The sequence below is a fragment of the Phycisphaerae bacterium genome (genome assembly GCA_024102815.1).
In the GTDB taxonomy this organism is placed as follows: domain Bacteria; phylum Planctomycetota; class Phycisphaerae; order UBA1845; family UBA1845; genus JAGFJJ01.
Map to the genome: position 1 here is coordinate 85,109 of JAGFJJ010000005.1, position 21,660 is coordinate 106,768.

General features: G+C 62.5%; 20 protein-coding genes. 14 read left to right on the forward strand and 6 right to left on the reverse strand.

The features are described from left to right. Positions 1 to 37: 37 nt before the first annotated feature. The 3 genes from J5J06_00690 to J5J06_00700 form a co-directional block, all read right to left on the reverse strand. On the reverse strand, positions 38 to 637 hold the full coding sequence (locus J5J06_00690) for an RNA polymerase sigma factor (GenBank protein ID MCO6435587.1): 600 nt from the start codon (positions 635 to 637) through the stop codon (positions 38 to 40). Positions 638 to 756: 119 nt separating this feature from the next. After that, positions 757 to 2,028, reverse strand: coding sequence for a glycosyltransferase family 2 protein (locus tag J5J06_00695; GenBank protein ID MCO6435588.1), 1,272 nt, complete (start codon positions 2,026 to 2,028; stop codon positions 757 to 759). An 86-nt stretch (positions 2,029 to 2,114) separates the two neighbouring features. Beyond that, positions 2,115 to 2,444 (reverse strand): hypothetical protein, encoded by a 330-nt coding sequence (locus J5J06_00700; protein MCO6435589.1) that lies wholly within the window; start codon positions 2,442 to 2,444, stop codon positions 2,115 to 2,117. A gap of 152 nt (positions 2,445 to 2,596) precedes the next feature. On the opposite strand from J5J06_00700, the gene J5J06_00705 reads away from it, so the two are divergent. The 4 genes from J5J06_00705 to J5J06_00720 all read left to right on the forward strand — a co-directional run bounded on the left by J5J06_00705 (position 2,597) and on the right by J5J06_00720 (position 5,591). Further along, a complete protein-coding gene (locus tag J5J06_00705) occupies positions 2,597 to 3,328 on the forward strand; it encodes a YceI family protein (protein ID MCO6435590.1) in 732 nt (243 codons plus the stop codon). A gap of 31 nt (positions 3,329 to 3,359) precedes the next feature. Further along, entirely contained in the window at positions 3,360 to 3,737 is a 378-nt protein-coding gene (locus J5J06_00710; GenBank protein MCO6435591.1) for a hypothetical protein, read from the forward strand. A 299-nt stretch (positions 3,738 to 4,036) separates the two neighbouring features. Further along, entirely contained in the window at positions 4,037 to 5,017 is a 981-nt protein-coding gene (gene fbp / locus J5J06_00715; protein ID MCO6435592.1) for a class 1 fructose-bisphosphatase, read from the forward strand. A 301-nt stretch (positions 5,018 to 5,318) separates the two neighbouring features. After that, a complete protein-coding gene (locus J5J06_00720; GenBank protein MCO6435593.1) occupies positions 5,319 to 5,591 on the forward strand; it encodes a hypothetical protein in 273 nt (90 codons plus the stop codon). Positions 5,592 to 6,176: 585 nt separating this feature from the next. On the opposite strand, the gene J5J06_00725 is transcribed toward J5J06_00720, so the two are convergent. The 3 genes from J5J06_00725 to J5J06_00735 all read right to left on the reverse strand — a co-directional run bounded on the left by J5J06_00725 (position 6,177) and on the right by J5J06_00735 (position 8,733). Continuing rightward, positions 6,177 to 7,145 (reverse strand): Gfo/Idh/MocA family oxidoreductase, encoded by a 969-nt coding sequence (locus tag J5J06_00725; protein MCO6435594.1) that lies wholly within the window; start codon positions 7,143 to 7,145, stop codon positions 6,177 to 6,179. A gap of 253 nt (positions 7,146 to 7,398) precedes the next feature. Beyond that, positions 7,399 to 8,169 (reverse strand): SGNH/GDSL hydrolase family protein, encoded by a 771-nt coding sequence (locus J5J06_00730; GenBank protein MCO6435595.1) that lies wholly within the window; start codon positions 8,167 to 8,169, stop codon positions 7,399 to 7,401. An 81-nt stretch (positions 8,170 to 8,250) separates the two neighbouring features. After that, complete coding sequence (locus J5J06_00735) at positions 8,251 to 8,733, reverse strand: hypothetical protein (protein MCO6435596.1); 483 nt, start codon at positions 8,731 to 8,733, stop codon at positions 8,251 to 8,253. 252 nt (positions 8,734 to 8,985) lie between these two features. On the opposite strand from J5J06_00735, the gene J5J06_00740 reads away from it, so the two are divergent. The 10 genes from J5J06_00740 to mdh all read left to right on the forward strand — a co-directional run bounded on the left by J5J06_00740 (position 8,986) and on the right by mdh (position 21,616). Further along, positions 8,986 to 9,519, forward strand: coding sequence for an NADH-quinone oxidoreductase subunit C (locus J5J06_00740; protein ID MCO6435597.1), 534 nt, complete (start codon positions 8,986 to 8,988; stop codon positions 9,517 to 9,519). A 131-nt stretch (positions 9,520 to 9,650) separates the two neighbouring features. After that, complete coding sequence (locus tag J5J06_00745) at positions 9,651 to 10,805, forward strand: NADH-quinone oxidoreductase subunit D (protein ID MCO6435598.1); 1,155 nt, start codon at positions 9,651 to 9,653, stop codon at positions 10,803 to 10,805. 238 nt (positions 10,806 to 11,043) lie between these two features. Then, positions 11,044 to 12,720, forward strand: a complete 1,677-nt coding sequence (gene nuoH, locus J5J06_00750; GenBank protein MCO6435599.1) for an NADH-quinone oxidoreductase subunit NuoH — start codon at positions 11,044 to 11,046, stop codon at positions 12,718 to 12,720. A gap of 17 nt (positions 12,721 to 12,737) precedes the next feature. After that, entirely contained in the window at positions 12,738 to 13,451 is a 714-nt protein-coding gene (locus tag J5J06_00755) for an NADH-quinone oxidoreductase subunit J (protein ID MCO6435600.1), read from the forward strand. A gap of 132 nt (positions 13,452 to 13,583) precedes the next feature. Beyond that, positions 13,584 to 13,898: an NADH-quinone oxidoreductase subunit NuoK gene (nuoK, locus tag J5J06_00760; GenBank protein ID MCO6435601.1), complete on the forward strand. Its 315-nt coding sequence runs from the start codon at positions 13,584 to 13,586 to the stop codon at positions 13,896 to 13,898. 68 nt (positions 13,899 to 13,966) lie between these two features. Beyond that, positions 13,967 to 16,651, forward strand: coding sequence for an NADH-quinone oxidoreductase subunit L (locus tag J5J06_00765; protein MCO6435602.1), 2,685 nt, complete (start codon positions 13,967 to 13,969; stop codon positions 16,649 to 16,651). 55 nt (positions 16,652 to 16,706) lie between these two features. Continuing rightward, positions 16,707 to 18,371 (forward strand): NADH-quinone oxidoreductase subunit M, encoded by a 1,665-nt coding sequence (locus J5J06_00770; GenBank protein ID MCO6435603.1) that lies wholly within the window; start codon positions 16,707 to 16,709, stop codon positions 18,369 to 18,371. Positions 18,372 to 18,434: 63 nt separating this feature from the next. After that, positions 18,435 to 20,057: an NADH-quinone oxidoreductase subunit N gene (locus J5J06_00775; GenBank protein ID MCO6435604.1), complete on the forward strand. Its 1,623-nt coding sequence runs from the start codon at positions 18,435 to 18,437 to the stop codon at positions 20,055 to 20,057. A gap of 9 nt (positions 20,058 to 20,066) precedes the next feature. Further along, the gene (locus J5J06_00780; protein MCO6435605.1) at positions 20,067 to 20,507 is read left to right on the forward strand and encodes a ferritin-like domain-containing protein; all 441 of its coding nucleotides are present in this window, start codon (positions 20,067 to 20,069) and stop codon (positions 20,505 to 20,507) included. Between the two features lie 164 nt (positions 20,508 to 20,671). Next, positions 20,672 to 21,616, forward strand: a complete 945-nt coding sequence (gene mdh / locus J5J06_00785) for a malate dehydrogenase (GenBank protein ID MCO6435606.1) — start codon at positions 20,672 to 20,674, stop codon at positions 21,614 to 21,616. The last annotated feature ends 44 nt before the right edge of the window (positions 21,617 to 21,660 follow it).

Consider the following 21,660-nt stretch of genomic DNA (forward strand, 5'->3'; position numbering starts at 1 on the left):
TCAATTAAGACATCATCCCGCGCGAAGCAGGCCTCGCTCAAACTTCCTCAGAAGAAGCCGTGCCGCGGCGTGTACGGCGCCCGCCGAAGGACTGCAGCTTCCGTCCCATGAGTTGCCGCGCGCGATAAAGTCGGCTCATAATGGTTCCCATGGGACAGCCGCAAATCGTCGCCATCTCCTTGTAGCTGAATCCTTCGATCGCCCAGAGCAGCAGGACCTCGCGGTATTCCGGCTGCAATTCCGCTACAGCCTGCTTGATCTCCTCGTCGAACCCTTCCCAGTCCAGGTCCGTCGAACGGCCGGTAGCGGATACATCCTCGTTAATCTCGTCGGCGAAGTGGTCGAAATCCACGTCGTCGAGAAGTGTCGGCTCGCGGTTGCGGCGTTTTCGAGCGGAGTAGAACACGTTATGAAGTATTCGCAGCAGCCACGGCCGCGGACCGTGTTCCCTCAACTCGAATTGCGAGAATGCTCGAAAAGCCCGGACAAACGTCTCCTGGACGATGTCGTCGGCCTCGTGCGGGTTGCCGGTGATGCCGCAGGCAATTCGATAAACGGCGTCGAGATGGGGCAGGACGATCTGCTCGAACGTCCCACCGCCTGGTTGATCGCGCCTCGATTCGGGCGATCCGTTCATTCCCGCTTCGCCACTCAAAGCCTCTCCCCTAACCAACGGCAATCCCGCCATATTCCCATACGCGGCGAAATGTCGCAAGGAAAACGGCGCTGTGATGGAATCGCCGGCGCGGCGGGACGTTATCGGGTTGCGGTCAGTTCAGGCGCCGCCGGAGCTCGCGAGGCCGGGCGGCGGGAGGGTACGGCATCTCGCCGTCGCTTCGTCGTCGCGGGGGTCTCGATGCTCTCCGAACGCGCGGCATGGAAGCGAATGACGTTGGCCACGAGCGTGGTCGCGGCCATTTGCATCCAGGACAACACCACCAGACCGGCCAGGACAACGCGCGACCAATGGATGGTCACGACGCCTTCGAAGAATCGCGACCAGAGCCCCGGCCCGACGAGCCAAATCAGGAACGGCGCCGAGAATGCCGCCATGGCCATGCAGCCCGCGTTGGTAAAGAAGCGGTCAATGGCGCCCTCGAAGAAGGTGTGTGGCACGCGGAGTCCGGTCACCCGAAACCGGAACAGGTCGGTGAGCATTGCCGATGACACCATGGTGACACCCGCGCTGCCCAGCAGGGAGCAGAAGAGAAGTCGATAGATCATGTCCTCGCCAAAGCGGCCTTGTCGCAGCCAGGATTCGATCGGATAGGCCGCCAAGCCAATCATGAATACGAAGCACGTGAGGGCGACAAGGAGCAGCAGCCTTGAAGGGCGCCACATTAAGGTCATGTGGAGAATCGTGCGCAGAAAGCGGACGCCGTCGCGGACAACACTGAGCTTGGACCGGCCGATCCGCTCCGCATAAGCCATCGGCCGCTCCACAAGCAACAGCTCGTCGTCCATCAGCACGCGGGCGCTCATCGCCGGGGTGAAGTGCAGCCCGTCCGGAAGGGGGAGTAGCTTCGGCAGGGCCTCGCGGCGGATGACGCGCATGCCGCTGGCCGTGTCCGACACCATCCGATTGCTCAGCGCGCCAAGCAGCAGGGCGTATAGTCGATTGCCGATCCGCCGAACGCGGGGCATACGGCTGCGCGGGCCCATCCGCGAGCCCAGCGCGACGTCGGCATCACATTCCATGAGCGCGTTGGACAGATCGGCGAAAAATCGCGGATCGCACGTCCCGTCGGCGTCCAGAAAGCCGAGCAGGTCACCGGTGGCGATATCGAATCCGGCTTTGATCGCCGCGCCATACCCACGGTTCTGCTCGAAGGCGATGACTTGCACGTTGTCGAAAGCCCGGGCGATGGACTCCGTCCGGTCCACCGAGCCGTCGCTGACGACAATGATCTCCACGTCCCGAACCGGCGACGTCTGGACGAGGTGAGGGCGGGCATCGAGGCACCGTTGTACGGTGGACCCGATGGCCTCCTCCTCGTTGAAGGCGGGGATCACGATGCTGAGCTTCATAGTGCCGTCCCATAAGTTTTCGACGGGACGGCAGGTGATCTTGAGGGTGACGCGCGACCCCGATTCTCAGGTCTGGTCGGACAGCCTCAGGCGCTCTTTTTCGACCTCGACGGCGACTTCCGGCGCAGGTGCTGGGGGGTCTTCCCGGGAATGCGTTCGATCAGCCCGCGGGCCTCGAGGTCCAATTTGACCACCGTCGTATACCACGACGCCGAGCCTTTGGCGGGAAACAACGCCTTGGGGACCTGCCCGGCCACGAGCTTCGGGAGCGACTTGAATGCCACCCCGTCCCTCGATCGGGGAACCACGGCCAGAATGGCCTCGCGAACCCGGTCGTACTTCTCCCGGTCGATCCGGGTCCCGCTGGCGCCGGGGGTGACATTCAGGGTGAGAACCGTCTCTTTCCGTTCGGACATGGGACACCTCGCCGATTGCTGGATGTGAAATTTGCCGAATGGCCCGCAAGGCACAATCATACGCTCGACATCAGCGACTGCCAGCGTCGGCTCGGGCCGGCATCGGCTGCCTGGAATCTAACAAGCTGCTTTGGGAGAGGAGAAACCGCGCCATGAGTCCGTGTTTCAATGCTGTGAGCCGCGTTTGCGGCCTGTCCATTGCCGTCCTGCTGCTCCTTCCGGCCGTCACCTTTGCCCAGCCGGAGCGAACCTCCAAGGGGCGGACGCTGGTCGTGCCCGATGCGCAGGCCGCCATGGGGACGGTTTATTACGTTCATCCCGGGAAGGATGCCCAGGTGACGTTCACTTCGGATGCGCCGCTGGAGCACATCAAGGGGACGAACAACAACGTCGTGGGTTACTTCGTCTTCGGAGGTAAACCGGACGGATCGGGCTTTGACATCAAGGCCGGCGTGTTTCGCCTGCCGGTGAAGGCGTTCGATACCGGCATTCCGATGCGTAATGAACACCTGGCCGGCGATCGTTGGATGAATGCCCAATCCTATCCGGACGTCGTGTTCGTTGTGACCAACGCCCGCAACGCCGCCTTGGCAAGAGAGGGCGAAGGTTTCAAGACCTACTCGGTCGATCTGGTTGGCAACATGACCGTCAAGGGAACGACCAAGTCCATGACGGTTCCGGCGCGGATCACGATCATGCCCGAGAGCGAGAAGACGTCCGTTCGTGCCCCGGGCAACCTGGCCGCCGTTCGAGCCAACTTCCCCGTGAAGTTGTCCGATTTCAAGATCGCCGAGGGCGACCCGGCGATGGCGTCCGGAAAGATCGCCGACGAGCTGGCCCTGGAGGTCTTTCTCTTGCTTTCCACGGCCTCGCCGGATCGCTAGGGCAGGGCTGGTCTGAAAGGAGTGGTCGGCCGTGCATGGACTGACACGACTTTTCCTGGGCATACTCTGCCTGCTGGTCATCGCGCAGGCCGTTGTCCTCTGGTCGGCGACCGGCCGGGCGGCATTTACCCGATACCACGATCCGAAGCGAGCGGTCGATCAGGCAGGTGCGACTTCCGCCCGCGACATTTTCGCCGATACCGGTCTGGAGGACGAAACGGGTCCGATGGAGAAGCTGCCCAACCAGTTCACGCTAGGGCTCCTTCCTTCCGGACCGGACAGACATATGGTCTCACTCGCGACGTTGTCCCTTCCGCCCGGGCTGGCGCTCTTGATCCTGGCGATCGGGCCGCTGTTTCGAAAGAAGCCGCGACAAGCTGAACTGTCGTCGAAGGCAAGGCTGACCTAGCCAATTTAGCTGCGGGCACGGACGAAGTTCCCGCTCTGTTCGGCATGCGTTTTGCAAGTCGGAACGCGTCGAGGCGGTGCGGCGCTTTGTGCTGCGCGGAGAAACGTACTACACTCCCGCGGTGGCAGTCCACGGCCCGTCGGCGTTCGAGCGGGTCTGCCCGTCATCATGTCGACAGCCGTTGCGCTTCAGAGCACTGCCCGAAGCCGTGCTTTGTTTCATTCCATTCTATCGCGGGAATCGCCGCGGGAGTCGACACCATGGACCCGGTCGTTCAGCCCGTTACCGACGCACACGCCATTCGAACCGTCCAGCAGCATATTCTGGAGCGACAGCGCGAGCGGTTCCCGCACGCTACCGGCGAATTCAGCTGGCTCCTCTCGGGAATCACCCTGGCCACGAAGATCATTGCGGATCACGTCCGGCGTGCCGGCTTGTGCAATATCCTCGGCGCCGCCAACAAGACCAACGTCCAGGGCGAGATCGTTCAGAAGCTGGACATCCTCGCCAACGAGACGATCCTCGCCTGCCTGGGCTATCGCGACAGCGTTGGCATCATGGTTTCCGAGGAGGACGACGAACCGCATATCATTAAGGAACTTGACGGCCGTTCGAAGTACATTGTCCTGTTCGATCCGCTCGACGGCAGCAGCAATATCGACGTTAACGTGTCCATCGGGACGATCTTCTCCATCCTCCAGCGCCGTTCGGATATTCGTAACGGCTCGGCCATGGACCACATCCTCCAGCCCGGCGTGCACCAGATCGCGGCAGGCTATGTCATTTACAGCAGCAGCACCGTGATGTGCTACACGACCGGCGACGGCGTGCACATGTTCACGCTCGACCCGTCGATCGGCGCGTTCCGCCTGAGCAAAGAGAATCTTCGTATGCCTGCGGCCGGCAAGACGTACAGCGTGAACGAAGCCTACCGAAGCCAGTTCCCCAAAGGCGTGCAGGATTATCTGGACTGGACCAAGAGCGAAGAAACGGGGTACAGCCTGCGCTACATCGGTTCGCTCGTGGCGGATTTTCACCGCACGCTGCTCAAAGGTGGCGTGTTCCTGTATCCACCGACGAAAAAGGCCCCGCGCGGCAAGCTGCGGCTGTTGTATGAGGCCAATCCGCTGGCCTTCATCGCCGAGCAGGCCGGGGGAGTCGCCACGGACGGCATGCACCGCATTCTCGAACGTGTTCCGACATCTTTGCACGAACGGACCTCCCTGATCATCGGCAGCGCTGACGAAGTCGGGCGTGTGGCCACATTCTGGAAGCGGTAGGGGCCTTCGCGTCGTTTCCTGCACCCGCGCTTTGAGAATGTAACGACCCCAGCCCGACGCCCATGTTGCGTTGCTTTTCTTGAATGCCCTTGTACCCGTATCTATAATCCCGCCGAACAGGGAAACGCGTCGTGGGACTCCGCGGGCGCGGATTACACGGAAGTAAACTGAGCGATGGGCTGATCGCGAGCCGACAATCGCTTTCGGGCTCCATGCACAACCAGAACAAGTGAGCGGGTTACCTCCGCCAATGGATTGGGCAATGAACGGAGGCCCCGACAGTTAAACCGAGGTGCCGACCATGAACGCAAGTTATTTCGAAGGTACGCTGGGATCGAATCCGGTTGGCCATCAGGTCGAGGAGCCGCCGGCCATGGAAAATACGGGAACTGGTTCGCTGGACGAGATCCTGACGCGCATCGAGCGGCGCGAGATTCTGGCGGCACTCGAGCGTGCCCAGGGTCAACGGACCAAGGCTGCCCGAATGCTGGGCATCTCTCGGAGCCGGCTTTATCGCCGCATGGAAGCTCTGGGGATCGACCCCAAGGACTCCGACGGAAACACCGCCGAGTAGCCGACGGGACCGAAGCGAGTCGCCCTTGCTATCCCCACACATCGTGCCTATTTCCCTCGGAATCAGGTATTGCCCGATCCCCGAGGATCGGGCGTTCGAGGTGAGTGTGCATGTCGCCTGAGGACCTGCGGTCCTCGATTCCCGACCGAGCCCGCCTCTGGATCGGTGGACATGACCGCTCCGCGCGGCAATTCATTCATTCATTGGTCGCGAATTGCTCCCGGCCCCCGACCGGGCCCGTTGACTTGGCTATCATTACAGCTGCCTCTCCTGACGAAACGACCTACTTTGCCGAAAAGTTGATTAGCAGGCTGGTTCCCGGTCACCAGTTGTGGGTTGTGCTTCCGTCGCCTGCTTCCGAGTTCGCAGGGCACGAGCAGAAATCCAGCGAAATCGTCCCCAGAATTACCTCTCTTGGTCTCCACCATGTCGATACGTGCGAAGTCGATCCGGCCTGGTTGATTGCCCGTTTCTCCTTGCGTTCCGAATCGCAGAAGTCGGGCCCCTGACCCGCCGTACGGCCGCTGCCACAGTCTTCCGGCCGCGGAACGCACAATTGTTCGAACTCGCCGGCCGGAAACTCGGTTAGCGATTGAACGTTGCCAAAACCTGGTCCATCACCCAGTTGGTTCGCGCGGCCGAGTCTCCTGTCGAGGGGCATGTGTTCCGTCCGAGGAGTTGGTCAACAACAGTCTGGATGAGCGGCTGATGGATGCTCGGCGGATGGGGGATGTCGAAGTACTCGGTGTGTCCGGCGCGATGAAGCTGGATCGGGTCGGTCCAGAACGTGGGGACGGAGATAGCACCCGCCGTCCCCTCGATCATGATACGGTCCATGTCACGCGAGGCGTTGAAGTGCCAGGAGCCGGTGCCCTGCACACCGGTGGCGTGTTCGAACGCGAGTACGACGGCATCCTCCACTTCATACTGGCCGCCCTGGTTGGCCGCAAACCCGGCCGCGCGGACGATGGGCCCGAAGAACCAGTCGAGCAGATCAAGTGTATGTGACCCCAGATCGACGAATAGCCCGCCGCCGGATTCCTCCCGGCGGAAGCGCCACGGCAGGTGATTTCGGTCATATTGACCCGGCTTGTAGTGGAGCGTTACGGCCACGGATAGCACACGCCCGATCGCCCCGTCGTCCAACAACGACTTCACCCGGATGAACTTCGGCAGCGCCCGCCGGTAATAGGCCACGAACAGCGGTATGCCTGCGACACGGAACGCCTGGATCATTGCCAGGCACTCTTCGTGATTCCGCGCCATGGGCTTCTCGATCAACGCGGGCTTTCCGACCGCGGCGACCTGTCGGGCGAGTTCGAGATGGCTGCCCGGCGGCGTGGCAATGTAGACGGCGTCAACCTCGTTGTCGTGGATCAGCGCCTCGACCCGGTCGTACCAGCGGGGCACGCCGTGGCGAGCGGCGTAGTCGGCGGCTTTGGCTCCGTCGCGGCGCATGACGGCGACGAGCGCCGAGTCGCGGGCGTTCTGAAACCCCGGCCCGCTCTTGCGCTCGGTCACGTCACCGCATCCGATGATGCCCCAGCGAATCATGCGGGCAGTGTGGGGCGAGAAGAGGCAATAGGCAATGGGCAACAGGCAATAGGAAGTGGCTACGAAGCCACGCAGCGACGAAGTCACGAAGGGGAACGAGCCGCTGCCGGCGCCATCCCGTTGTTCGCCTGGCGAGCCGCAGGCGGCACTCCTTTACGCGAAGCGTCAAGGATCAGCCTGAGCGGTCCTCTGAGGGTCAAACGCGCTCCACGACCTCGGAGGACCCTCCGGCGGGAAATGAGGACTGGGGAACTCAGTCTCCCGCACCGCGAAGAGCGACGAGGAACGCCTCCGCCACCAGCGCATTGCCGGCCGCGCTGAGATGATTGCAGTTGGCGTAGTTGGCGATGTCGCTTTGGAGTTCGTCGCCGGCCGCGGCGACATCGACCAGTGTCGCTCCTCCCTCAGCAGCCGCCGCACGAATGCGTTCGTTTAATGCCGCGATGTAATCGTTTGCTCGCCGGGCCTGTGCGGGCAGGATCACGTCCAACAGCAGCGCTTTGCACCAGGCGAAGTCCTCGCGAATCGGGTAGTAGGTCGCGATGAACACTTCCAGTCCCGCGTCTTTCGCCCGTTGGACAACGTCCTCCAGATGCGCCTGCGTCCGATCGAGTTGATCCACCAGTTCGGCGGTATACGGGTAGTCGGCGTCGAGCGGAGAATGAAGCAGCAGCGGGTCATGCTCGCGGATGTATTGAATGACGTCGGCCCCGCCCTCCCAGAAGAGCAGCGTGCGTGCGTTAGGATAGAGTCGCTGGTCCAGAAGTTCGACAAATCGATCCCGGCCCGCGCCGCTGGTCTCGCCTCCATGAGACTCGACGGCCAATGATGATGCAGGCTCGCCGAGGCGTTCCATCAGCCGACCGGGATAGCCTTCGTCGCCGCCGCGGCTGGTGGAGTCCCCAAAGGCAATGTAGCGCACGTTGGGATCAGGCAGCGGCAGGGCGGCGCATCCGGGAAGCAGGAAGAGAACCAAACCAGCCGCAGCGAGCGGCGCGCGAGTATTTCCGGCGTGACAAATCACCTTGCAAGCGATCCGATCGTCGAGAACGTTGTACGTATCAAATTCGTCGGCTCCGGATCGTCCGCGGGCCGCAGTCTCGGCTCAATTCGGCGTCAATTCCAGCGTGTAGTCCAGCGTGACGCCTTCCTCGGTCGTGCCGATGCGAATCTCGCAGCTTCCCCGCGTCCAGAACCGGCTCAGCGACCAGGTATTCGTGCCCACCTGATCGCCGCAGAAGTTGCTCTGGCCGCAGAGAATCCAAAGGTGGGCTTCGCTGTCGCTGGTCACGCGGATGGTCATGCCCAGGCTGGCGTTCACGAAGAGTACGTGGTTGGCCTCGGTGGGATACCATCCTCCGCAGACCTCGCCTTCCTGCTGGCCGGTCGTCGTTCCGATGCGCGTGGCGAGCTCGAAGGCCGTCCCGACGGTGACCTCCTCGTTCATCAGGTCGTCGCCGGACATGTTGTCGTTGGCGTTGTCATTTGAATTGCCGCCAGGGGCAACGACCGTAACACAGCCGGCGGCGATCAGCCCGAAGGCCATCAGAAAGGCGGAAAGGGCGGTAAGCCCTGTGAGCTTGCGCATCTTACGTGCTCCGTAGAATTACTGGGTAGGTTGGCCGTCGGAGACCCGAGCCGACGGACGAGTTGGGTTTTTGGCGGAAATGGCCCGTTGTGTCAACCCCGAACGTTGCGAGGGAGCCTTCGGGATCTTCATTCCAAGCGATTCGCTTCACGACATGGCACGGGCCGTGCTTGCGCAACGCCGGCGGTAGCTAGTAGACCGCATAGCGATTACCCTGTCGCCGGACAAGTCAGGCCCAAGCGGGAGTGTTTAATGGCACCGGAAGAAGTCTGTCGGCTGTTGAAGGAGAGGTTCGGGGACGCCATTCTCGACGCCGCGGTTGAAGGCGGTCATCCGCAGTCAGAGGTCACACCCGGCCGCTGGCCGGAGGTTGCCCAGTTTCTCCGAGACGAACCCCGGCTCCGGCTGAACCTGCTGCGCTCGATTACGGCACTTGACCTGATCGCGGACGACAAGCTGGCCTGCGTGTACGACTTGCAGAGTGTCTCGCTGGATCGGCTTGGGGATCTGGTTCGCGCAACGACGGAGTTCGCGGTGAAGGTAGCGGTTCCGCGAAGTGTTCCACGAATTCCTACAGTGTCGCACGTATGGCCCGCGGCGGACTGGCACGAACGGGAGGCGTACGACCTCATGGGGATCGTGTTTGAGGGACACCCCGATCTGCGGCGGATCCTCTGTGCCGACGACTGGGAAGGGCACCCGCTGCGCAAGGACTACGAATTTCCGATGGAGTACCACGGCATCCCGGCCACGACCGAGTACGAGCTGCCCAATCCGACGCACTAGTGAAAGCAGCAGGCGACGGGGGAAAGGTAACCGGAGCGAAGGTGACGAGGCTGCGAGGCTGATCCCAGCGCTGGCAAAGGCGAATCATGACGCAAACCATACTGCAATCCCAACCGGATGTTCTGATCGATATGGAGCGCTCCGAGCAGGGTGACCTGCGGACCGAGGAGATGCTGGTCAACATGGGCCCGCAGCATCCGTCGACGCACGGCGTGCTCCGCGTCGTGCTGCGCACCGACGGGGAGATGGTGCTCGAAGCGGTTCCCCACGTTGGCTATCTTCACCGGTGCGCCGAGAAGATCGGCGAGAACCTTCAGCCGTACCAATACATTCCCTACACCGACCGCATGGACTACCTCGCGGGGATGAACAACAACCAGGGCTACGCGCTCGCGGTCGAGCGGCTGGCGGGGTTGGAAGTGCCGCCTCGGGGGAAGGCCATCAGGGTGATCTTTGCGGAGCTGAATCGCATCGCTTCGCACCTCGTGGCGCTGGGCACCTACGGCCTGGATATGGGCGCTTTCACGCCGTTTCTCTATTGCTTCCGCGAGCGGGAAATGATCCTCGATCTGTTCGAGGCCGCCTGCGGAGCGCGGCTGACGTACAGCTATCTCACCATCGGCGGCGTTCATAACGACCTCCCGGAGGGATGGGTGGAGCGCTGCCGGGAGTTTCTAGACTACTTCGGACCGAAGATCGACGACTACAACAACCTGCTCAGCTACAACCACATTTTCGTGAAACGGACCGGCCGGGTGGGGGTGATCAGCCCGGAAGACGCGGTGGCGTTCGGTCTGACCGGCGTGTGCCTGCGGGCCAGCGGTGTTCGCTGGGATCTGCGAAAAGTCCTGCCGTACGACGGTTACGAGCAGTACGAGTTCGAGGTGCCCATCGGCCAGGACGGCGGGACCAATGGTTTCCCCAAGGGAGTGGTTCGGGGCGACTCCTGGAACCGTTACTTCGTCCGGGTGCTGGAAATGGTCCAGTCCGTGCGGATTATCCGCCAGGCACTGGATCGCCTTCCCGACGGCAACGTGGTCCATCCCAAGAGCAAGACGACCAGGCTTCCCGCCGACGAGGTCTACGTTGAGGTGGAAAACCCGCGAGGACAGCTTGGCTTCTACGTCCGAGGCGACGGCTCGGCCATACCCTATCGAGTCAAGGCCCGCGGACCGAGCTTCTGCAACCTGTGCATCACGACTCACGTCTGCCGGAACATCCTGCTGGCAGATGTTCCCGCGATCATCGGCAGCATTGATATCGTGATGGGCGAGGTGGATCGGTAGGGCGCGGCTTTTCTTGCTCCATCTCCGAGTCTGGCTTGGAATTTGCAGAGGGAACTCGGCCGGTCGGAGGACACCGTGTCGAAGCGGAGGGAATCGCTGGTCGGCTGCGGTGGTATTTGGGTTGCCTGTACCCACCGTCGCGCCGCAGGCGGCGCTTTGCATGCGGCGGCGGCATCGTTAGTATTCGATTCTCCCTCGACGAGGTCCTTGGCGTGGTCGGCCTTGGCGGAGTTGGTTGGTGACGCAGTTTACGGTTCCGTGGCAATCTCGTCCGGCGACGGACTACGGTTTCCCCGGTAAGGCTGTCGCCACGGGCGTCGGTCTGCTGGTGCTGGCTGTTGTCGGGTACGGTGTAAACCGCCTGTTACTCGGTGGGCATCCGGCTGGCACGCTGTTCCTGGCCATCGCCCCCGCGCTCACCGGCCTGCTCGCATTCCTGGCGCTGTTCATTTTCAGCACATGGCGAACATGGGGTGCGTTGCTCTACCGCTTCGCGCTTCCCATCCTCATTGTCGCGGTGTTGGGGACCGGTGTTCTTGTCTATCTTGTCTTTGTATTGTGCGAATGGGTAACGGTTGACCTTGTCCAGGCGACCGGGGGGTATGCAGCGAGGACCTACTTCGGCGGGCCGCTCACGCTGGATGCCATTCAAAACGGCGCCCCATGGATGCCGGGTTGGCTCGCGGTCGTCATCTGGCCGCTTCAGTTCGCCCTGGTTCGAGATGTGATCGCCTTGCTGGCACTGGTAGGCCTGTTCAATATCGTGCCGGTTTTTCTGATCTGGTGGGAGCGCAAAGTCGCCGGGCGGATTCAGTCGCGCCTCGGGCCGATGCGCGTGGGCGGCTGGCACGGCTGGGCCCAGTCCTTTGCCGACGGCATCAAGCTGGTGCTCAAGGAAGACCTGATACCCGGTGAAGCGGATAAGCCGTTGTTCCGGCTGGCTCCGTACCTGACCATCGTGCCCACCATGGTGGCATTTCTCGCCCTGCCGATGGGTGTGACCTACGTCTTCCGCGAGCTGGACGTCGCCCTGGTGTTCATCCTCGGCGTGCTCGGGGTGGAGGTCGTCGGCGTGATCATGGCTGGGTGGGCATCGAACAACAAATGGAGTGTCTACGGTGCGATGCGCGAGGCCTGCCAGATGGTCTCGTACGAGATTCCCATGGGCATGGCCCTGCTCATCCCCGTTCTGCTGGCGGGCACGCTCAACCTCAGCCGTATCGGCGAGGCGCAGACGGGCGGCTGGTTCTCCTGGCTTGCGTTCTCCAATCCGTTCGCCTTCGGAGGGTTCGTGGCGTACTACGTGGCATCACTGGCAAGCTGCAAGCGGGCGCCATTCGACCTGCCCGAGGCCGAGAGCGAACTCGTTGCCGGCTTCCATACGGAGTACTCGGGTTTCCGCTGGGCGCTGTTCTTCTTCGCCGAGTACGCGGCCATGTTTGTGGTCTGCGGACTGGCGGTGATCCTCTTTCTCGGCGGCTGGAACTCGCCGCTACCCGTGGCGTGGGCGGCGTCGGTGACGGAATCACTGGGCAACAACATCTTCACCCGTGCGATCAACGGCCTGCTCTTCTCCGGGCCGGTTTGGTTCCTGGTCAAGACGCTGTTCCTGCTCTACGTGCAGATCTGGCTGCGCTGGACGCTGCCACGCATTCGTATCGACCAGGTGCTCTATGCGTGCGTGCAGGTGCTGCTGCCGTTGACCATGATCCTGCTGCTCGGCTCGACGCTGTGGATCTGGGCGTCGGAGGCGGGGAGCAGCGGCTGGAACATCTTCGACGGCGTTATCAATGTGATTCTGGGCGTAGTCGGCATGCTGTTCCTGGCGGCGTTTTCGATCATCGCAGCATGGGGATTCTTCCACAGGCGGAAGTTGGTGGGGAACCTCGTGGTCGATCCGCTCCCGGGCGGGTAGTGTTTTGTGACACGATCATGGCAGTTTCTTCCAGACAATGTCTGATTTTCATGCTTGTCGCCGCGGCAGGCGTCTTCGCGGCTGCGCCTGCTGTCGTTGCACAAGCGCAAACGCCCGCTACGAATGAAACGAGCCTGGAACCACCGGAGCCGATGGGTGTGATCGTCCATGGTGCGCGCATGCCCGGCGACGGTGCCGGTGTGACCTCGGCCGTCGCGGGCGGCGTCTGGGAAGCGGTCTTCTTCTACGTTATCGCGGCGGCCGCGGTGGTTACGTCATTGGGCGTGTGCATCTCGCGGAACATCGTCCGCATGGCCGTATGGCTGTTCGGTGCGCTGGGCTGCGTCGCATTGTTGTACTTCCTGCTGGCGGCCAATTTTCTGGCGGCGATTCAGCTTATTGTCTATGCAGGCGGGACGCTGGTGCTGCTGATCTTCGGCGTCATGCTCACGAGCAAGTCGCCGTGGGTCCGGTTCGAGGCGCGCTTTGGCGAGATCTTCGCGGCGGCCATGGTCTGCCTGCTGTTGCTGGTCACGTTGGGCATCTGCTTTGTGTATACGGCCTGGCCCGAGGTGCGTGAGTCGGCACCGGGGGCGTCCGTGGCGGACTTCGGTCGGCAGTTGATGACGACGTACCTGATTCCGTTCGAGATCGCCGGTGTGCTGCTGATGGTCGTGATGGTGGGGGCGGCCCACCTGGCACGAGAGGACCAGCAACAAGGACGACAATGAGCAATGACGGGACGTGGCGCCGGGTGGCCCACCGCTTCAGCGGTGGGGGAGCGATGACTCGAATGAAATCGAGCTCCCATCCCTGAAGGGATGGGGCACCCACTCGGAGGAACGTGAGAGCGTAACGAAACGATGCTGACCATCGGACTGACCCATTACCTGATTCTCGCGGCCGTGTTCTTCTGCGCCGGCCTGTTCACCATGATGACCAAGCGAAATGCGGTGGGCATTCTCATCGGCGTGGAGCTCGTGCTGAACGCGGCGGCAATCAACCTGGTGGCGTTCGATCGCTACCTGGGCGCGGGTCGTCTGGACGGGCAGATCACCACGCTTTTCGTCATCGTGCTGGCGGCGGCCGAGGCGGCCATCGCCGTGGGCATCTGCATCAACCTGTATCGGAATCTCTCCACGGTGGACGTGGACGCGGCGGAGCAGTTGCAGGGCTAAATACGAGGCGTGTGAGAGGCCCCACCGTGCGACGCCGTTGAGAGCCCTTGTCGTAGTTGACAAAAGAAATGCCCGACCATTCGTATGAACTTCTCCTCACTCTCGGCGTGCTTTCGCCGATGGTGAGCTTCTGGCTGCTGGTCTTCTTCGGGCCAAAGATGGGCAAGCCCGCGGCCGGTTGGCTGGCGGTTGCGTTAGGCATGGGCGTGCCTCTGGCCCTGGCGACGTACGTCCTCGTCGGCTGGTGGGGCGAGGTCCACGCCGGCACGGCCGCGCAGCTCTCGCACGATGCCCTCCGCTTCCACTGGGCCGACCTCGGCGGCGTGCCCATCAACGTGGGCGTCAAGCTCGATTCCCTCACCGTGGCCATGTACTTCATGGTCACGTTCGTGGCCTTCTGGATCTTCGTCTTCAGCGTGGGATACATGTCCGGCCACAGCGACGAAGTGGACGGCCAGAGCAAGTATTCGCGGTTTTTCGCCTACCTGTCACTGTTCGGCTTCTCGATGCTGGGGCTGGTGATCAGCAGCAGCCTGCTGTTCCTGTTCATCTTCTGGGAATTGGTGGGACTGTGCAGCTACCTGCTCATCGGCTTCTATTTCGACCGGCCCTATGCTTCGCGGGCGGCAATCAAGGCCTTCGTCACCAATCGTTTCGGTGACTTCGGCTTCCTCATCGGGTTGATGCTGGTTTTCTTTCAACTTCGCACGCTCGATCTGGACCAGGCCGCGACGGTCTTTCGCGATCAATACATCGCCGGCACGGGCATCTTCGCCAGCAGCTTCACGTTCCTGGGTCTGTCGCTTGCGACGATCATGGGCATCGGGCTGTTCTGCGGGGCGATGGGCAAGAGCGCTCAGTTCCCGCTGCACGTCTGGTTGCCGGATGCCATGGCCGGTCCCACGCCGGTCAGCGCCCTCATCCACGCGGCGACGATGGTGGCGGCCGGTGTCTATCTGGTTGCACGGGTCTTCCGCCTGATGACGCCGGAGGCGCTGCTCTTTGTTGCGGCGATCGGGTGTCTGACGCTCACGCTCATGGCACTCGTGGCCATCGTGCAGACGGACATCAAGAAATGCCTGGCGTACTCCACGCTTTCGCAGCTTGGTTACATGATCTTCGGCATGGGGTGCGGGGCGTGGATCGCGGCCCTGTTCCACCTCATCACGCACGCTTTTTTCAAGGCCATGCTGTTCCTCTGCTCCGGACAGGTGATTGAGGGCTGCCATCACGAGCAGGATATGCGCAAGATGGGCGGGCTGCGGAAGAAGATGCCCGTCACCTGCTGGACGTTCTTTGTCGGTGTGCTGGCTATTTCCGGCGCGGGCATCGCCGGGACGAAGATCGGCCTGGGCGGCTTCTTCAGCAAGGATGAGATTCTGGCCGTGGCCTACGCCCGCGCCTTCCATTGGACGGACTTCGAGGAACACCAGGTCGGACACGGAGAAGGGGAGCATAACGGCGGCGGGCACGGGACCGTGCCGAGTGGCGAGGCGCACGGAAGCGCTGGCGCGGTGCCATCCGTGAAACTTGTTGTCGATCAGTCGTTCAATGCCACTTCTGAGCCGTGGGATTCAGTCTGCCCGAACGTGCAGGGGGGAGTCCCGCCTGCCGATTCAAAGAACATCCTCGGCGGAGCAATCCGCTTTCAAGGAATCGATTCCGAGCTTCAGCCCAGAGATGCAGAGGTAGCCTTCGTCCCGTCGGGCCATGTGCTGCATCCTGAGGACATTCGAGAGGGCACGACTTACTACGGCAACGACGTGATCATTCCTCGGTCGATGGCGCGCCTCGCAAGCGCGGACAAGAAGGCCGAATCACCTTGGCTTGCTCAGGGCCATGCTCCCCGTGAACCGGCTCACGAGGAACGTCCCCCGGTGTGGGAGCTCGAAACCGAGCACGGTGCCTACGAGGCTCCCGGCGTTGGCGTCGACAAGGCGGTCATTTTCAAGAACATTCCCGAGCTGCCCGCGTGGATGTTCTGGTGTGCGCTCATCACGGCCTATGTCACCCCGTTCTACATGATGCGGGCGTGGTGGATGACTTTTGCGGGCAAGCCCCGCGACGCGCACGTCCACCATCACGCCCACGAGATGCCCTTGATGTACGTGCCGCTGGTGGTGCTGGCGGTCGGGACGTTTGTTGCGAGCTATTTCCTGTTTCGTCCGTTGATCGCGGCGGCATCGCCAGAGGGCACTGCGGCGGCGATGGTCTTCGCCCTCGACGGTCAAGCCCACACTCCGGCGATCCAGGCTGCGCACGTCTGGCTCAAGACCGGCGTGGGGTTCGCGTTTATCGCGGGCTTTGCGATTGCGATCGCCATCTACGCGCGCGGGCTCGGATTGGCCCAGTCCATCGCCCGAGCGATCTGGCCGGTTCACACGCTGCTGGAAAAGAAATACTTCTTTGATGAGCTTTATGACTTCGCCATCGTCAGCGGCGGGCTGCTGCTGTCGCGGATCGCGCGACTGCTGGACGGAGCGCTCGACACGATCTTTGATCTGGCCGCCGGAGCGACGGTTCGCGCGGCCATGTTTTCCGGCTGGATTCTCGACTTCCACGGCGTGGACGGCATCGTGAATGGCATCGCCAAGACGGCACGGGACATCGGCAACACACTGCGTCAGCCGCAGACGGGTCGGATCCGCAACTACGTGCTGTTCGCGGCCGGCGCAGCGGCGATCGTGCTGCTGGTTCTCGTGTTGTGGAATTTGAGCGGAAGTACGTCGGCCGTCGCGGCGGCTGTGAACTAGAGGCATGGGTTGCGGGCTTCGCTACGAAGCCCTTGTTCTTGCGGGTGAGTCGATCATGGATCATCTGCTTTCGTGGATCGTGTTCCTGCCGGCCATCGGGGCGCTCTTGTGTCTCTTTGTGCCCCGGCAGCAGGTTCGGGTGCTGGCGGTTGCGACGACGGCGGTGACATTCGTCGTGTCGCTGCTGTTGTTCGGGACGTTCTTTGCCGGGTGGGGTCCCGGCGGACTGGAAGTCTTCGGCAGCCATTACGGCACGCTCCATCACGTGGAGCGCGCGAGCTGGATCGTTGGCGAGAACTTCACCATCGAATACTTCCTGGGCATCGACGGCCTGGGTTTTCCGCTGCTCATCCTCACCACGCTGATCTCCTTCCTGGCCTGCCTGGCAAGCTGGAATTTTGATCACTGGAAAATCAACAAGGGCATTCGGGCATACTTCGTGCTCTTCCTGCTGCTGGAAACGGGCATGCTCGGCGTGTTCGTCTCGCTCGATTTCTTCCTGTTCTACATCTTCTGGGAAGTCATGCTGCTGCCCATGTACTTCCTCATCGGGGTCTGGGGCGGAGCGCGGAAGGAATACGCCGCCATCAAGTTTTTCCTGTTCACCCTGGCTGGGTCCGTGCTGATGCTCGTGGCCCTGGTGGCGATGTATTTCTACAGCGGTGCGGCCATCGGTGCGGAGATGAGCTTCACCGGGCTGGACGGCGTGCAGAGCGGCTATCGTCCGGGCGTGATGATCTCCCAGGGGACGTTCGATCTGATCGAACTCGCCACCAACCCGGTGATCCAGCAGCATTTCGCTTCGGCGGGTACGACCTTCCTTGGGCTGAAGTTTGCCCCGGTCATGTTCCTGTTTCTGTTCATCGGGTTCGCCATCAAGCTTCCCAGCGTTCCGTTCCATACATGGTTGCCCGATGCCCACGTCGAGGCGCCGACGCCGATCAGCATGATCCTGGCCGGTGTGCTCCTGAAGATGGGCGGCTACGGCTTCTTGCGATTGTGTTATCCGATCTTCCCCACGGCGGGTGAGGCATTGGCGTATCCGCTGGCCATCGTCGGCGTCGTCAGCATTCTCTATGGCGCTCTGTGCGCCATGGCCCAGACGGACTTCAAGAAGCTGGTGGCCTATAGCTCGGTTTCGCACATGGGCTACGTATTGCTGGGCGTCGCCGTCTTGAACCAGTCGGCCCTGCAAGGGGCCATGTTCCAGATGATCGCCCACGGCATCAGCTCACCGATGTGCTTTTTCCTTGTCGGCGTGATTTACGACCGCGCTCATCACCGGGTGATCGATCGCTTCGGCGGGTTGTGGCTCACCATGCCGCGCTACGGCACGTTGGCCACGATCGGGTTCTTCGCGTCGCTCGGGTTACCGGGGTTGTGCGGGTTCATCGGCGAGGTCTGGGTCGTTCTCGGGACGTTTGCTGCCAAGAACCACTTCGCCTGGGCGGCGCCGATGGCGATTCTCGCCGCGGCGGGCGTGATTCTGACCGCCGGCTACATCCTCTGGCTGATTCGCCGCGTCTACCTGGGCGTGGAGAAACCGGAATACACGGACTATCCCGATGCCTCCCCGCGGGAAACGTTTATCCTCATCCCGTTGGCCGTGCTATGTATCGTCCTCGGGATCTTTCCGGCGCAAACCGTGTTCAATTACACCAATGGCACGCTGGAACTGATGCTCAGCCATGTGACGCATTGGGCAGGAATGGTGGGATAGCTACGATGGGTGATCCCCCGCCTCAGCGGTGGTGGATCGACAAGTGCTAAGAGCAAGGCGCAGGTGACGAACGCATTGACGAACGTACTGGCTCAATCCGGACCTTGGTCGGGCATCGACGTCGGCCGCGAGTTGTTTCTCTTCTCGCCGCTCATTTCCCTCGTTGTAACGATGCTGCTCATCGTGACCGCGCCCATCATCCTCGGTCGCGGGCCGCGTCTGGCCGCAAACATTGCCTCCGTCGGCATCCTCGTCGCGCTGGTTCTTGCCCTGCGCGTGGCGACCAGCGTTTCCGGCGGCGGCGTCAGCGTTCTCTCTACCGATCCGAGCGCCGGTCTGCTGATTGTCGATCCGCTCTCCGTTGCCTTCCAGATCATCCTGCTCGTTTTCGCCGCGGCCATTCTCTGGCTCTGGCGGATGGGACCCGCTGATACGGAGCGCAACGCGCCGGAGTTCTTCATTCTGCTCCTGGGCAGTGCGGTCGGCATGGTCTTGATGGCCAGCACGGCCAATCTGCTCATGATCGTCGTGGCCATCGAGGCGGCGTCGATTCCCAGCTACGCCCTTGTCGGTTTCGACAAGCGCGACCGTCGCGGAGCGGAAGCTTCCCTCAAATATATGATTTTCGGCGCCGCCTGCGCCGCGATCATGCTCTACGGTGTGAGCATCCTCTACGGGCTCACCGGCAGCCTCAGTGTCGCGGAAGTCGCCCACTACACGGTTCGCCACGTCGCCCTCGGTTCGACGCAGCTTCTGCTCTTCGCCGGGTTGCTTTGTTTCTTCGCGGGCATCGCTTTCAAGATCTCGGCCGTGCCCTTCCACTTCTGGTGCCCCGACGCCTTTGAAGGGGCGCGCATCGAGGTCACCACCTGGCTCAGCGTGGTGAGCAAGGCCGCCGGATTGGTTCTCCTGGGGCGTCTCGTGGCCATGTTCTGCGGCGCAGCCGAACATCCCGTGCAGATTTCGCTGCTCTCCCCATTGGCGTGGACCATCGGCATCATTGCCGCCATTACCTGTACCCTCGGCAACTTCGCCGCCTATATGCAGACCAGCGTAAAGCGCCTGCTGGCCTATTCATCCATCGCCCATGCGGGCTACATGATGATGGCTACCGCTGTCTTCCTGCACCCATCGACCAAAAACGCGACCGCCGGGCTCAACGCCTTGCTGTTCTATATCGTCGTTTACCTTTTCATGAACCTCGGCGCCTTCGGCGTTACGGCCGTGGTCAACTGGCAGACCGGCTCTGATCGACTTTCCGCGTTCACCGGCCTGATCCGCCGTGCTCCCGGGCTCACCGTGGCCATGGTGATCTGCCTGGTTTCACTTGTCGGCTTGCCGCCGCTGGCCGGGTTCCTGGGGAAGTGGTGGATCCTTGTCGCCTTGGGGTCCACCGGGTCGGTGCTCGGCTGGTTCCTCGTCGTGGTCGCGGTGCTCAACACGCTGATCAGCCTGTACTTCTACATGCGCGTCGTCGTCCAGATGACCCTCGTAGACGACAAGCAGCCCCGGCTCGAGGGTATCGCCTCCGGAACAGCCCTTGCCGGGCTCTGCGCCGCCATGCTGCTTCTGCTGTTCGTGTTCGCTCAGCCGGTCAAGATGCGGACGGAGCAGTTTTCCCGCAACCTGTACGACGTTGCCCGCGCGACGGACGCAGCGCCCATCGCTACCCTTGCCAGAGAATAGTGCCGCGCCATGTCACCGCCCGAGACCTTCGACATCCTCAACGAACTCCTCAGCCTCGAACAGGGCTGCGTCATACTTCGGCTGGACGAAGCCGGCACCTTCGTGGACCGCCTTTCGCTGCGCCAAGGCCGAATCCTTCGCCACTTTGCCGCCGAGTCGCGCGAAAACGTGGCACAACTGGGAATGCTCATCGTCGCCCTGGGCGGTACGCCCGCCCCGCGCGTTGTCGACGTCCGCGCCACGGAGCTTCACTATTGGGGGGCGAGCTATGCCCTCGCCCACGTCGTCGAAAACCAGGAGGATCTGATCAACGCCTACGCCGAGGCCGCCACGCAGCTCAGCGGCGAGCCCGAGGCCCAGCGTGTTGTCGCCGAGATCCTCGCCCGCCATCAGGCGCGCCTCGCGACCATCAAGGATCTGCTCCCGCCGGACGTGCGAGCCGTCTCCTGACGCAGGGGTATTCCCCGGTTCCGGGACCCGTCCAGCCACTTCCTACTGCCTACTGCCTTCCTCTTCCCCTTCGTGGCTTCGTGGCTTTCTTCTTCCTTTCCCCTTAAGATAATTCCCCGACGTAAGTACCAAGCGGACCCTCCAGCCAGATCAAGGAGATCATCATGAAGCGGGCAAAGATCACCGTCGTCGGAGCGGGCAATGTCGGGGCGAGCTGCGCCGTGTGGGCGGCCGAGAAGGAACTCGGCGACGTCGTCCTCATCGACATTCCCGAGTTCGCGGACAAGACCGCCGGCAAGGCTCTCGATCTTCAGCAGTGCGGACCGATCGATCGCTTCGACTGCCGCATCACCGGCTCCGGCGACTACGCTCCCGCGAAGGACAGCGACGTCGTCATCATCACCGCCGGCATCCCCCGCAAGCCCGGCATGAGCCGCGACGACCTCATCCAGACCAACGTCAAGATCGTCGGCTCCGTCGCCGAGAAGATCCGCGACGCCGCTCCCAACGCCGTCGTCATCGTCGTCTCCAACCCGCTCGACGCCATGGTCTACACCGCGTGGAAGAAGACCGGCTTCCCCACGCACCGCGTCGTCGGACAGGCCGGCTGCCTGGACATCGCCCGCTACCGCGCCTTCATCGCCATGGAGCTCAACTGCAGCGTCGAGGACATCACCGCCTTGCTCATGGGCGGCCACGGCGACGACATGGTCCCGCTCCCCCGTTACACCTCCGTCGCGGGCATCCCCGTCACCCAGCTCATCAAGCCCGACCGCCTCGCCGCCATCATCGATCGGGCCAAGGTCGGCGGCGGCGAGATCGTCAAGCTCATGGGCACCAGCGCCTACTACGCCCCGGCCGCCGGCTCCGTCCAGATGGCCGAGGCCATCATCAAGGACAAGCGCCGCATCCTCCCCTGCGCCGCCTTCTGCAAGGAGGAATACGGCATCGGCGGCTACTTCGTCGGCGTCCCCTGCATGCTCGGCGCCAAGGGCGTGGAGAAGGTCATCGAGGTCGAGCTCGACGCCAACGAGCGCAAGATGCTCGACAGCAGCGTCAGCCACGTGAAGGAACTCGTCGAGGTGGCAGAGAAGTTTATGAAGGGGTAGCGGCGGCGTGTTATGCTTCGTCGGGTCCGTCCTGCGGACCATCT

Excerpts from the sequence above, each read along its gene's own strand:
- J5J06_00780 (MCO6435605.1), top strand. The coding sequence starts at position 20,067 with ATGTCACCGCCCGAGACCTTCGACATCCTCAACGAACTCCTCAGCCTC.
- J5J06_00740 (MCO6435597.1), top strand. The coding sequence starts at position 8,986 with ATGGCACCGGAAGAAGTCTGTCGGCTGTTGAAGGAGAGGTTCGGGGAC.
- J5J06_00695 (MCO6435588.1), bottom strand. The coding sequence starts at position 2,028 with ATGAAGCTCAGCATCGTGATCCCCGCCTTCAACGAGGAGGAGGCCATC.
- J5J06_00745 (MCO6435598.1), top strand. The coding sequence starts at position 9,651 with ATGGAGCGCTCCGAGCAGGGTGACCTGCGGACCGAGGAGATGCTGGTC.
- J5J06_00735 (MCO6435596.1), bottom strand. The coding sequence starts at position 8,733 with ATGCGCAAGCTCACAGGGCTTACCGCCCTTTCCGCCTTTCTGATGGCC.
- J5J06_00690 (MCO6435587.1), bottom strand. The coding sequence starts at position 637 with ATGAACGGATCGCCCGAATCGAGGCGCGATCAACCAGGCGGTGGGACG.
- J5J06_00700 (MCO6435589.1), bottom strand. The coding sequence starts at position 2,444 with ATGTCCGAACGGAAAGAGACGGTTCTCACCCTGAATGTCACCCCCGGC.
- J5J06_00765 (MCO6435602.1), top strand. The coding sequence starts at position 13,967 with ATGCCCGACCATTCGTATGAACTTCTCCTCACTCTCGGCGTGCTTTCG.
- mdh (MCO6435606.1), top strand. The coding sequence starts at position 20,672 with ATGAAGCGGGCAAAGATCACCGTCGTCGGAGCGGGCAATGTCGGGGCG.
- nuoK (MCO6435601.1), top strand. The coding sequence starts at position 13,584 with ATGCTGACCATCGGACTGACCCATTACCTGATTCTCGCGGCCGTGTTC.
- J5J06_00705 (MCO6435590.1), top strand. The coding sequence starts at position 2,597 with ATGAGTCCGTGTTTCAATGCTGTGAGCCGCGTTTGCGGCCTGTCCATT.
- J5J06_00725 (MCO6435594.1), bottom strand. The coding sequence starts at position 7,145 with ATGATTCGCTGGGGCATCATCGGATGCGGTGACGTGACCGAGCGCAAG.
- J5J06_00720 (MCO6435593.1), top strand. The coding sequence starts at position 5,319 with ATGAACGCAAGTTATTTCGAAGGTACGCTGGGATCGAATCCGGTTGGC.
- J5J06_00755 (MCO6435600.1), top strand. The coding sequence starts at position 12,738 with ATGGCAGTTTCTTCCAGACAATGTCTGATTTTCATGCTTGTCGCCGCG.
- J5J06_00770 (MCO6435603.1), top strand. The coding sequence starts at position 16,707 with ATGGATCATCTGCTTTCGTGGATCGTGTTCCTGCCGGCCATCGGGGCG.